Below are 11,985 nucleotides of genomic sequence, written 5' to 3'. Positions count from 1 at the left end.
GGCATTACCAGCGGGTCATTTAAACAATCCTGGCTATACGGAAAAAGACTTCTTAGCAACAGGTTTAACGTTTCGTTTCGGTACTAACAACCAACCATGTACAACGTCTACTATTTTAAATAAGCATTCAACCAATAAAATGGCAGCGAACACATCCATAAGCACATGTTGTTTTATAAACAAGGTGGCAAGGATGATGGAGATTGAGAAACATCTAATTCCCCACTGGATCCACCATTTTTTCCGCGAACAATTCCGGATGGTGCGTATCATTAAATAACTGCTCATCACATGAATACTTGGAAAGCAATTGTAAGGTTGATCAATTTTATAAACGTACTGTAATATTTGCGACAGGAAATCATCACCTATTATCTCAGGGCGTACAGGACCTACTGTTTGATAAAAATAATAAATGGTAAATCATGCTAATAATCCCCGATCAAAAACAAGAATCGTTTTAAATGCAAATGTAGAATCTTTAAAACCAAAGTAAACTAACGTTATGGTTAAATAACCAACCCATGCAACATAAGGAATCACAAACCATTTCACAACAGGAATGGCATTATCTAAACTTGTAATAGGCGTATGAACTCCGCGAGCGGGTGTATTTAAGTATGGATAAACCAACATCATTGCTGGAATGCTCAACAAAAAACAAAGCATGGCGACTATTTTCCATTTTTTATTCATCTTCGATTTCCTCCTGGTGTGTCTGTATGTATGTTACAAAAAACTTCTTAAGGAAACATACCATTCTTTCTTAAGATTTTCTTAATAGTAAAGGCAAATCTTAAGAAAAACTTCAGAATTTCTATTGTCTTTTCTTAAGAGGAATAAAGTACACTTTAGGCATTAGAAAGGAGAGGTTTAGATGCAAGAAACCATTCTAATTATTGATGATGAAAAGGAAATACGTGATTTAATCGGGATTTATCTAACAAATGAGGGATATAACGTACTGAAAGCAGCCGACGGATTGGAGGGCTTAGAATACCTGGAAGTATACTGACCACCACAACAACTAACCAATAAATCCATGCTACATACCAATGCATCGAGAATTGCAACACCAATGAGGCTACTAAGACAATCGCTGTAAAAGCTACTGCAAGTATAGGATTCATATGATTCACTAGATAGTCAGAGAATGCCTCGCCCATTCCAGTAGTCAGTACCTTAGTAATCCAGAAAAGAGCAGTGATTTCTGGAACCTTATTCATCATCTGTCGAATTTTCTTACCATTGTCCTGAATTTGTTCATAATGCTCCATCGATAAGTTTCACTCTCCTTTTGAATGAATAGGTAGTTATTTAGTCATACATGTATGCTAAATTGTTCAAGAAAACAAAAATTTTATAAAGACAGCCCTTTAACTATACTCCATTAGTATTAAAAAATTCTGAAGATACATTAAAATTCACATTAAAATTAAATAAGAAACAAGGTTTTCATCCATATTGGAGTTAGCATAGTTCAGTTCTAGGAACACATTTGAGCGGAGTCAGTTCAAGTATTTACTGAGTTGCAGAGTTAGTGATTTGTCGGATTTTCTATTTAAATTTATATATACCAAAAAAACAACAAAAAATAGCTTGGAAAATACCCCAAGCTATTTTCATACTAAATTGGAACGACATTTAGTTTCTTTTTATTCCGCCTGGTATAGATAGATCTTCCATACCGACTGTGAATCAGTAAAATCCTTTAAAAATTTGAGATGGTTTGCCTGTGCATTGACAATCGGAACAGATGAAAAAATATACTGTCCCCCTAGTTCTTCGAATGCTTTTGTATTGATATCCAAATGATAAATCTTTTTCTTAGAATTCTTTCGAAACTCATAGTGTTTACCTAATTCGGCTACAAATACGTAAACCCGATTTCCCCAATGGTCATAATAGTCTTTCAGAACAGGACTTTTATCTAATTCCTTTGCGATGATAGCTCGAAATTGATACTTATAGGAAAGCGGATAGAAATTCGTATATGTATCTACTGTATAGAAACCATTATATTGGGCTATGGCTGGATGAAGCCCTATACTCGCCACACGATAGGACTGCTGCGGCTTCCCGATATAATTCTTAATCTCTTGAAATAGGTGCTCCGAATAAAATTGCCGAAAGGACGGCTCGTCACTGTAATGAATTTCTTCATTGGAATAGCCAAGGATACAGAGCTGTAATACAAGACAAACCGCAACTACCTTCTTCCACCTTGTTCCTAACCGCCACAAAATCGACAATGCAATCGCAAAGCTGACATAAATAACAAGCGGCTGCAAAAAGTGAAATCGCGAAAAATTAAATGTATTTAAAAATGAAATTTTATCCTTTATTGGCTGCCATCCCTTATAAAACCAACACGCGTACCAAATGGATAACATCACATTTAAAATAGATAGGAATACAAATCTTTTTTCCTGCCTCTTCCCCCAGCTGTTTTTGATTGCGATAATCACTAATACCACGAAAGATACAGGAAGAATAACAACCGTATGGAGTGTCATCACATGGGTATGACCATATGCGTAATTTTTAAAAGCTAGCCGCATCGTTTGCCATACGTTCAACGTGGACTCCAGAAATTCATTCCGGCTCATGGGTTCCCCGCCCGCAATAAGAGAATAGACGAGCCGATACTCTGTACCAAGAAAGATTGCTGTCATGAACGTAATACTCCCAAAGAATTTCCAGTTCCATTTTTGGATTGTTATCACATCATATAACCAAAGAACCCCCATCGCTGCTAGAAAGAAAAAGAAACCGAGAACAAAGCTTGAATAGAATGGAAGAAGAGCAAGTACAGTCCACTCTCTCCATGTATCACTCTTCTTGCGAATATTTAAAAATGCCCACAGTGCAAGCGGATGCCCGAGTGTACTTAGCATTCCCGACGGCCAAAATGGTGTTAACGCAAACGCTACCGACACACCCACCCGAATGAGATACATGCCACGTTCCTTCACAACGTATGTTTTCAGCAGCATGTACATCCCTATAAACGCAACAATTCGTGTTATTGCTTGACTGATTGCATACGCAATCATAGTCGGAAACAGCGCATGTAGCCAAACAATCCCACTGAATTGAGAGTCAAATGCATTTCTCGGCAGACCATTTATAATTTGGGGAATAGCCGCATTCACAGAACCAAACAACTGTCTGCTGTCAATTAATACCTCATACCAAGCAATATTGGAATCCGTATTGTCATGAACACGTATATGGGCATCTTCTCCCAAAATAAACAAAGGGGATACATACAGAAGAATGAAAAAAAACGCAACAATAATAGCTATATGTTCTTTATCTTGTATAGCCTTCAAACGAACCATATCAAATACACCAACCTTACCAAACAGGATGAGACCCTTTTTTAAACAAACCCTTCATGCAAAACTTTCTTTTTTGTCATAATCGATTGTATTGTACGTTACCTTTATGAGAATCAGATGAAAAATATTTTCATTTGATTCTCATTCTTTTTTTTTATGCTATATGAGTCCATTCTAATGCTCCGACAACACGTTTAAAGCAGGTCAGTTCAAATGTTCACTAAGTTACAGAGTTAGTGATATGTGGAGTTTTCGAGTTGGATTCATAGAGTTCATACAGAACATATCGGTAGGAGGGCGTATAATGGTAAAGTACTCTATTGTAATTCCTGTTTATAATGAGGAATTAGTAGTAAAAGAAACCTATAAACGCTTGAAAAATGTGATGGATCAGACAGATGGTGCATATGAATTACTGTTTGTCAATGACGGAAGCCGTGACCGAACACTGGATATTTTAAAAGAGATTGCGTTGAAGGATGTAACTGTGAAATATTTAGGTTTTTCTCGGAACTTCGGCCATCAAATCGCAGTCACCGCAGGAATGGATTATGCACAGGGTGATGCTATTGTCATCATTGATGCAGACCTCCAAGATCCGCCAGAACTTATTTTAGATATGATTAGAAAGTGGCAAGAAGGCTTCGATGTCGTATATGCAAAACGGACAAAACGTAAGGGAGAGACTTTCTTTAAAAAGCAAACAGCACGTCTCTTTTATCGGGTGCTACAAGCCTCAACAGACATAGATATCCCGCTCGACACAGGTGACTTCCGTTTAATCGATCGCCGGGTATGCGACCAACTTTCCTCAATGAAGGAGAGAAACCGCTTTGTAAGGGGCCTCGTCAGCTGGGTGGGCTTTAAACAAACGGCGATTGAATATGAACGTGATGAACGTTTCGCAGGAGAAACCAAATACCCACTGAAGAAAATGCTGAAGTTCTCCATGGATGGGATTACATCTTTTTCATATAAACCACTGAAAATAGCTAGTTTACTAGGGATGCTACTCTCCATTTTTAGTATAGGCTGGATTCTAGTTGTTTTGTATTTAAAATTATTCACTGATTCCACGATCACCGGTTGGTCTTCACTCATTATGACGACGCTATTCTTTAATGGTATTATTCTGATGATGTTAGGAATAATAGGAGAATATATTGGAAGAATCTATGACGAGGTGAAAAACCGTCCATTGTATATTGTACAAGAGGCATATCGTATGAATGAGGAGCAAAACCTGTCATTACGATACGTAAAATTAAGAAAAACCGAGCATAGGTAACTCCATGCTCGGTTTTCTACTCCCATAAAAGACTTGTAATTACATACTGCTCTCCTTTTCTTTTAATCTTTATATTTATTCTTCTTTATATTATAAGTCAGAAGAGGTTTATTATAAATTTTAACTTTAAAGGAATGTTTTTCAATATTTTGAGGATATTGAGGCCCTATGTTTCTAACAAATCATAGTTGTACTAGAATCTCCTAGAGGATTTTTTCAATATTTGTCGTATATTTACTTGTCTCTATATTATTTTAGAGGAGAGTGAGAATGAGTAGCATGAAACAGGTTCTGGTGGTTCCTTGTCTCGTTACAGTTATCTCATTCATTATTTTTGTCGTACTGGAAAGCTTACTTCCTAATTGGATTTTTGCTCCAGTATCTCTTTGGTTGATATGGATTCTAGAGTCGACATTAACAAATATTGTACGGGTTAGATTTACTAAGTCATCATTACTTTCCCATGATAGAGAATAAGTGATCACAGTCTCACGTTTGGTATAGCCTGTTGTATATAAAGGGTGTGGAGTAGAATAATAGTTGAAGAGATACCCCATAGCGGATATCTCTTTTTTGTTGTCCAAAAAGGTATACCTTTTGGAACACCTGAACATTCTATAAAACTAGATACTCCGTATAGTTCCTAAAGGTACAAAATCTATTTTAAGAACATCCCAACAAACATACCTACCTTTAGGAACTTTTTTGCTATAATACTGGTATGAAAAGGATAGAAAGTTACAGCTTAAATTAAAATTAGATCCTAAAATATCTAAACTGACTTATAAAGTACAATATTTTCCTTAAAAATAAATATACATTATGTGATTAATTGGTTTAAATTTAGGGAGGGATCATATGTGAAAAAGATATTTACGCTCCCGTTTTTTTTCACCAGAGCCCCTTATTCTAACGTGTTTTTTCTCTGTCTAGATCCGATTATGGTCGGCTTTCCAATTCTTAATAGCCTTTTTAATGTCAGCCGGCTTTAACCCTTCGGCAGCGGCTTTTTTACACAAATCTACAAACTCACTGTCTTCAGCAAAGCGCAACGCGACAATTTGTCCCATAGTAAGCGCGGGGTCGGGTAATTTTCCTGTCAGCACATAATAACGAAGGCTTTCCTCCGCTCTAATTGCACGGTCCTGCGCTTTTAAAGCATACATTCTTACAAGCGCTGTTACTATAATGATAATAATCATAATAAACACAAGAATTACAGCTTGGAGAATATTCGTTCCCTTATTAATAGCGCGGACCATATTTGTGACTGCAGCTATCAACGTTCCTAAAACTAAAAGTGACAGTACATAATGATACAGAGGGTGCATACGAGTATGATTCTTATAATCTTGAGATTTCATTTGCTTCTCCTCCCATTCTCTATCTATCTTATTTACTCCCATTTAAATGTATAACTTGCGACGATAAACGCACCAATGAGCCATCCGCCTAAAATCAGCGCTTCAGATCCTAAACTCATAAACGATGCGCCGACATTCATCGTTTCACGTAATGCATGGCTTAGGTGAGCAATAGGCAAAATGTGTACGATAGGCTGCAGGAATTCGGGCATATTTTTGATCGGGAAAAACACACCTCCCAAGAATAGCATCGGAAAGGATAAAAATCCTGCAATTGGCGAAGCGCTTTCCGGCGTTTTCGCAATGCCTGCAATAATAAATCCAATCGCCATAAATGCCAACGTCCCTAAAATAACAAAGCTAATCAGGGTAAACCATGATCCTCTTACTTCAACTCCAAAAATTAAACGTGCCACGCCAAGTACAATGAGAGCCTGCAAACCATTTAGCATGAGCCTTGCTGAAATTTGTGCCGCAATGAAGGTCGATGCTTTTAATGTCGTTCCTTGCATTCTTCTTAGGATCCCGCGCTCTCGCCATGCGGCTATTTGCCCGGCAACACCGTTCATATTGTTGCTCATAATCATCATGGCAACTATACCTGGGACTAAAAAGTCAATATATTTTAAATTTAACGTTTTGATTCCCTTTGCAGCCGTCACAACAACGGGAGTGTAATCAACCTTCTCTTTACTAATACCGTCCACGACATTATTCACAAGCTGAAGACCAACTTGGGAAACAGCGAAATTCGTTTCATTATAATAGACTGGGATAGAGAACGGTTTTGAGCTTGCTGATAAGTTTGAAAGACTGTCACCATATCCTTTAGGTATGACAACGACAAGCTGAACATCTCCTTTTCTCAACTGTTCAAACGCTTTATCCTTACTGTCTTCTTTTTGCAGATCAATCGCTCCGCTCTTTTTTACAACAGATAGAAACTCTTTCGATTGTACGGATTGGTCTTGATCCACTATGCCGATGGATACAGACATTCCATTGCCATTTCCTAAAAAGGAACCAAGCATAACCATGAGGAAGATAGGAAACGCCAATGTCCAAAATAAAACCTGGCGATTGCGAAGAAAAATGCGCAGCTGTGTTAAAGTTAATTGCCAATATGCTTTCATCCTTCTCTTAAGCTCCTTCCGGTCATATGTATGAACACATCTTCAAGTGTCGCTGTTCGCGTTTGCAAATCCATCAATTGAAGCTGTTTTTCGGAAGCTAAGGTAATCAAACTCGTTAATGTGGTTTGCAGATCATCTGTATAAAGAACATTTACATCTTTATGATTCCCTACCTGCTTTACGCCTGCTATATCAAGTAAATTCACATCACTTGCTTCAGTCTGGAAACGGAACTGTACGGCACTATCAGACTGAAGATTTTTAACAAGCTCCGAGGGAGTGTCTAAAGCGATAAGCTGTCCTTGATCCATAATGGCAATTCGATCACATAATACATGTGCTTCATCCATATAATGGGTGGTCAGCATAATCGTCTTCCCTTTTTCCTTTAACCGAAGGATAATATCCCATAGCGTTCTCCTTGCTTGCGGATCAAGTCCTGTTGTCGGTTCATCTAGGAATATAATGAATGGATCGTGCACAAGGGCTAAGGCAATCGCAAGCCTCTGTTTTTGTCCACCGGATAAGCCCTTTATTCGATCTTTCCTTTTATCCGTCAGCAACATATCATCAATCAAGGAAGGAATGGAAACATGCTTTGGATAAAAGCTTGCATAAAGGTGCAGGATTTCCTCTACGGTAAGCAGTTCAAATAATGTAGTAGATTGTAATTGAACACCAATTACTTCCTTCACCTTATTTAAATCATTGATAATATCATACTGGGCAATCTTTGCCGTTCCTTGATCCGGCTTTCGAAGCCCCACTAACATTTCTAATGTTGTCGTTTTACCAGCACCATTAGGACCGAGAAGACCAAATACCTCGCCCTTATTCACCTCAAATTCTATTCCTTTAACCGCCTTAAATTCCCCATAGTTTTTTACTAGATTTTGCACTTTAATGATTGCCTCACGAGAACTCATCTCTCACACTCCAAATTCTTAATTGTCTTTTGTGAAAAAACCTTTAAGTTTAATTGGCCAAAATTTTTTAAAATGGTTTAACCATTCACATGCACAATCCATTGATTCCTCACGAAGACAATAATAACGATTTCTCCCAACCCTCCGTTGTGAAACAACGCCTGCCTTCTCCAATACTTTCAAGTGCTTAGAAATAGCGGGCAGTGACATATCAAAAGGCGCCGCCAATTCCGTAACGCTCCTTTCCCCTTGTGATAAAATTTCAAGGATGCTTCTTCTCGTGGGGTCAGACAGTACTGAAAACACATCATTTAGATTTTCATCATTATACTTAACCATATGGTTAAGTATAATGAACAGAGGGAGTTAGTGTCAACAAATTGCAATAAGCTTATGCTGTCGTTTTTCCATTGCATCTGATTTTGATAATTTAATCCCAGCTTTCTCCGACAAATCAACTATATATGAGTGAATGATAATTTCGACATGTCCATGTGCTATGCTTATAACTTTTGACACCTAAAAATGAAAAATCCCTTCAGATTACTGAAGGGATTTCATGTTCACATAATCATTGTTCTCGGCAGTACAAGTAACACATTTCTAGTTTTTAATGAATTTTATTTTGCTGATAATTGAGCATATAATGCTTCAAAAATTAGACTACCTCTTTCTAATGCTGTCATATCGTCAGGGCTTGCTAACCGAATTCCATCACAGATAAAATCAAGTCCTGGTGCAACTGGCTCTAAAAATACTTCTTGTACCGTATCCGCTTCATCTACAATGAGAGCAATTTGTTCCAGTATTGGGTCTTTGACTTTAAACTCTCGCAACATTGTATGGAATGTGCAATGACCCTTTCGATGAGAAAGACGAACACCAGGAATATCAAATGGTTCTGCTCCCTCTGGGAATGGCTTTTGACCTACTGGAATAAATAAAAATTCTGCTTCGGAATCAATCCATTTTCTGATAAGCCATGCGCAAGCCATTCTATCTACTCCAACGTTTTCCCAAGTAACCCACTTCATTCATGGATCCCTCCTCTGGCAATTTGTAATTCTTCCAATACACGTTTTCCTAGGGTAGATTGAAAATAATCTTTTACTCTCACCTGCTGATATTTTTTAGAAAGAGAAACAAGGTCTACTTCTTCTTTTTTTAATTCCTCTAGAATTTCCTCGTACTCCTTATCTACTTGGGATAAAAATTCTTTTATAATAGATTCCTCATTTATTCCCAAGACAAGATGTGACTCCCATAGAGAGGATTCCCCGCCCAGTTCTTGAATTTCAACAGTTAACCATTGAAGTTGTTCCTTTGTTTTTGGATGGGATGGAAGGCACCAGACAGAATCATGAAGAAGAACGGCACCGAGTTTCTTCAGCTTTCTCCATACGTAAACACGTATTTTACTTGGATTGCGTGGAATCTTATACACCAAATGCAACCATTCCTGCATGAATCCATCTCCTAACTTTTAGTGCATCATTGGGTACACAATTAATCCAATGATAGCTGCTACAAGAATAATAATTGGTTCTGAAACCTTCTTACTTTTCCATAGAATCCCTAACGTGATAAGGGCTAATAAAGCCGTAGGAATGTCAATGATAGACCTCTTACCTAATACAATCACCGCACCGCTAATTGCTCCCGTTGCAGCAGCCGTGACACCATTCACAAAGGCATTAATTCCAGGGATTTTTCCGTATTTTTTAAAGAAAGGTGCCGGAAGAATTGTTAGAAAATAGCACGGAAGAAAGGTAGCCAAAGCCGCAACCGTTGCTCCTGAAAATCCAGCTACTAAGTACCCGATGAACCCAGTTGTAATAACAACAGGACCCGGTGTAATCATTGCCACAGCGACCGCATCAAGGAACTGTTGAGCATCCAACCAACCGAGTTCTTTAACTACACCCCCATATAGAAAAGGGACAATAGCAAGGCCGCTACCAAAAACAAATGCTCCTGCCTTTGTAAAGAAGGTGAATATGTTCCATAGAACACCTGTATTTGAAGGTATTACGGCTCCTAGCAGTACAGTAAGCGAAAACGGTTCAAGAATACTTAATTTTGTTTTTTTCCATAATCCCTTTGGGGGCGATTTTACTAACCAATATACAATACCGGCTCCTAAAAATAATAAAACGTTTTCTGTCTCAGTAATAACTGTTATGGCACCGGCAGCTAAGAATATAAGCCAAAGCAACCAATCTTTTCCGATTGTTTTGGTAGTTAATTTGTAAGCACTAAAAGCAATAATTCCAATTACACTGGCACCTACTGAATAAAAAACAGCCTGCATCCAAGTTAAACCACCGAATTCTACATATGCCCATCCTAAAGTAATAACCATTGCAAATGAAGGGATAACAAATGCAATCGCTACTAATGTCGCTCCGAGTAGTCGATAGTGGACATACCCTAAATAGATAGCTAATTGTGCGGCTAAAGGACCAGGAGCAAGCTGTGAAAGAGCAAGACCATCTTTATAGTCTTCTTCTGAAATCCAACCTCGTTTCTCCACTAGGTCTCGATACATATAACCTGTTAAGGCGACAGGTCCTCCAAAACCAACAGTACCCAACTTTAAAAAGTATACAATCATTTGCCAAAGTGAGTAAGTTGCAGTTTGAGCTTCATTTTTTAACTTTGATTTTGAAAAATCACTCATTCCTTCCCCTCCTAAAAGTAATACTGGTTACATATATACATTGTATGTCGTAATAGGAAATATGAGAAGGTTTTTTTGTAACACTGGTTACATTTTATGTTTGTTAATTGAATAAAATATAATGAATACTGGAGTCATTGGATTTAGGAGACTACAAAAAACCCTTCAGTTAAACTACCTGAAGGGTTGTTGAGTTTACACAATTTATGTTCTTGGAAGTATAAGTAATGTGCTTCTAGTTTTTATTGAATTTGTATTTTCAATAGCTTCTCGTAGTCCCTTTGCCAGTTTTATTGCATCATCATTTGCCCAAAAATGTAAGAAAAATAGGCGTGGTTGTTCATACAACATATGGTTATGCAATGCTGTTACTTGAATATTATGTTTCCTTAAAGTACGTATAACAGAATTAACTTCTTTTGCCGTTAATACAAAATCTCCTGTAATGGCGGCTTTCCCCTTGTCAGTTGGTTGGAAGTTAATTGCTGTTGCAATTCCCATAGAAGAGGGGATAATCATGCCTTGATCAGTGATATCTTCAACACGTGGAAAACTTATTTTATAGATGCCGTTACTGACAGTTCCTTTTTTACCAAAAATATTGTCCAACTGTTCTTTTTCTAATTCGAATTTTCCAATTGAAGGAGCTGGACTGTCTTTTAATGGAGTATTTGACTTGATTAAAGCGGAATGAAGAGTTTTTGCTAAACCAACTATTTCTCCATGCCCTTGTATATGCATATACATAATACGGGGTGACTCGCCTAGTAGGTGATTATGCAAAGCAGTCACTTCTATTCCGTTGTTTATCAATTCGTTCATTACCGGATTAACCTCATCTTCAGTAAGAACAAGATCACCCATTACCATTCCCCCATCGTGTACTTCTTTAAATGCAAGCCAAGACCCAAGTGCAAAAGAAGGATGTAAGAGGGTATCATTCACTTTAACTTCTAGGTCTGTTCTTGGGAGGCTAATGTAATAAACGTTCCCATTTTTTATTTCTCCACCTTTTCCAATTACTTTTTCAATCGCTTGCCAATTACTTTGTTGAGAGACATGAGCCATAGTAGGTATTTGGGGATTTGTTTTCATTTCAATTCTCGAATTATTGTTTAACAGAATGTTTCCCACAATAATTAATACTGAAGCTAGAAATAAGCCTATCATGATTTTATTTTTATGAAACATCGTAAAACCGCCTCTGTTTATAGAATTATTTACTTATTTTTACAAAAAATCCTAAAGTT

12 protein-coding genes and 2 pseudogenes are annotated in these 11,985 nt (G+C 37.5%); 2 read left to right on the top strand and 12 right to left on the bottom strand.

Annotation, left to right across the window (positions count from 1 at the left end; genetic code table 11):
• Positions 1 to 33: 33 nt before the first annotated feature.
• Together AAHB12_RS31840 and AAHB12_RS17090 are read right to left on the bottom strand one after the other, a co-directional pair.
• Positions 34 to 348: a hypothetical protein gene (locus AAHB12_RS31840; protein WP_446715575.1), complete on the bottom strand. Its 315-nt coding sequence runs from the start codon at positions 346 to 348 to the stop codon at positions 34 to 36.
• A 75-nt stretch (positions 349 to 423) separates the two neighbouring features.
• Positions 424 to 696, bottom strand: coding sequence for a hypothetical protein (locus AAHB12_RS17090; protein ID WP_342046182.1), 273 nt, complete (start codon positions 694 to 696; stop codon positions 424 to 426).
• Positions 697 to 877: 181 nt separating this feature from the next.
• On the opposite strand from AAHB12_RS17090, the pseudogene AAHB12_RS17085 reads away from it, so the two are divergent.
• Positions 878 to 1,006: pseudogene (locus AAHB12_RS17085) on the top strand (DNA-binding response regulator); the annotation flags it as partial.
• 67 nt (positions 1,007 to 1,073) lie between these two features.
• On the opposite strand, the pseudogene AAHB12_RS17080 reads toward AAHB12_RS17085, so the two are convergent.
• Together AAHB12_RS17080 and AAHB12_RS17075 are read right to left on the bottom strand one after the other, a co-directional pair.
• Positions 1,074 to 1,226, bottom strand: a pseudogene (locus tag AAHB12_RS17080) (hypothetical protein); the annotation flags it as partial.
• Positions 1,227 to 1,655: 429 nt separating this feature from the next.
• On the bottom strand, positions 1,656 to 3,344 hold the full coding sequence (locus tag AAHB12_RS17075) for a DUF6044 family protein (RefSeq protein WP_342046181.1): 1,689 nt from the start codon (positions 3,342 to 3,344) through the stop codon (positions 1,656 to 1,658).
• A gap of 304 nt (positions 3,345 to 3,648) precedes the next feature.
• On the opposite strand from AAHB12_RS17075, the gene AAHB12_RS17070 reads away from it, so the two are divergent.
• On the top strand, positions 3,649 to 4,632 hold the full coding sequence (locus tag AAHB12_RS17070; RefSeq protein ID WP_342046180.1) for a glycosyltransferase family 2 protein: 984 nt from the start codon (positions 3,649 to 3,651) through the stop codon (positions 4,630 to 4,632).
• Between the two features lie 929 nt (positions 4,633 to 5,561).
• Here AAHB12_RS17070 and AAHB12_RS17065 read toward each other — a convergent pair.
• The 8 genes from AAHB12_RS17065 to AAHB12_RS17030 all read right to left on the bottom strand — a co-directional run bounded on the left by AAHB12_RS17065 (position 5,562) and on the right by AAHB12_RS17030 (position 11,926).
• A complete protein-coding gene (locus tag AAHB12_RS17065) occupies positions 5,562 to 5,996 on the bottom strand; it encodes a DUF6526 family protein (protein ID WP_342046179.1) in 435 nt (144 codons plus the stop codon).
• Positions 5,997 to 6,028: 32 nt separating this feature from the next.
• A complete protein-coding gene (locus AAHB12_RS17060) occupies positions 6,029 to 7,129 on the bottom strand; it encodes an ABC transporter permease (protein ID WP_342046178.1) in 1,101 nt (366 codons plus the stop codon).
• The gene (locus AAHB12_RS17055) at positions 7,126 to 8,055 is read right to left on the bottom strand and encodes an ABC transporter ATP-binding protein (RefSeq protein ID WP_342046177.1); all 930 of its coding nucleotides are present in this window, start codon (positions 8,053 to 8,055) and stop codon (positions 7,126 to 7,128) included. Before AAHB12_RS17055 ends, AAHB12_RS17060 begins: the two co-directional genes overlap by 4 nt.
• 18 nt (positions 8,056 to 8,073) lie before the next feature.
• A complete protein-coding gene (locus tag AAHB12_RS17050) occupies positions 8,074 to 8,394 on the bottom strand; it encodes an ArsR/SmtB family transcription factor (RefSeq protein WP_342046176.1) in 321 nt (106 codons plus the stop codon).
• Between the two features lie 281 nt (positions 8,395 to 8,675).
• A complete protein-coding gene (locus AAHB12_RS17045) occupies positions 8,676 to 9,089 on the bottom strand; it encodes a chromate resistance protein ChrB domain-containing protein (protein ID WP_342046175.1) in 414 nt (137 codons plus the stop codon).
• Complete coding sequence (locus AAHB12_RS17040; protein ID WP_342046174.1) at positions 9,086 to 9,520, bottom strand: Chromate resistance protein ChrB; 435 nt, start codon at positions 9,518 to 9,520, stop codon at positions 9,086 to 9,088. Before AAHB12_RS17040 ends, AAHB12_RS17045 begins: the two co-directional genes overlap by 4 nt.
• A gap of 18 nt (positions 9,521 to 9,538) precedes the next feature.
• Entirely contained in the window at positions 9,539 to 10,735 is a 1,197-nt protein-coding gene (locus AAHB12_RS17035; RefSeq protein ID WP_342046173.1) for a chromate transporter, read from the bottom strand.
• Between the two features lie 204 nt (positions 10,736 to 10,939).
• Positions 10,940 to 11,926: a DUF1259 domain-containing protein gene (locus tag AAHB12_RS17030; RefSeq protein ID WP_342046172.1), complete on the bottom strand. Its 987-nt coding sequence runs from the start codon at positions 11,924 to 11,926 to the stop codon at positions 10,940 to 10,942.
• Positions 11,927 to 11,985 lie beyond the last annotated feature (59 nt).

This window comes from Bacillus sp. OTU530 (genome assembly GCF_038440375.1).
This window is presented reverse-complemented; position numbering and strand designations above follow the sequence as displayed.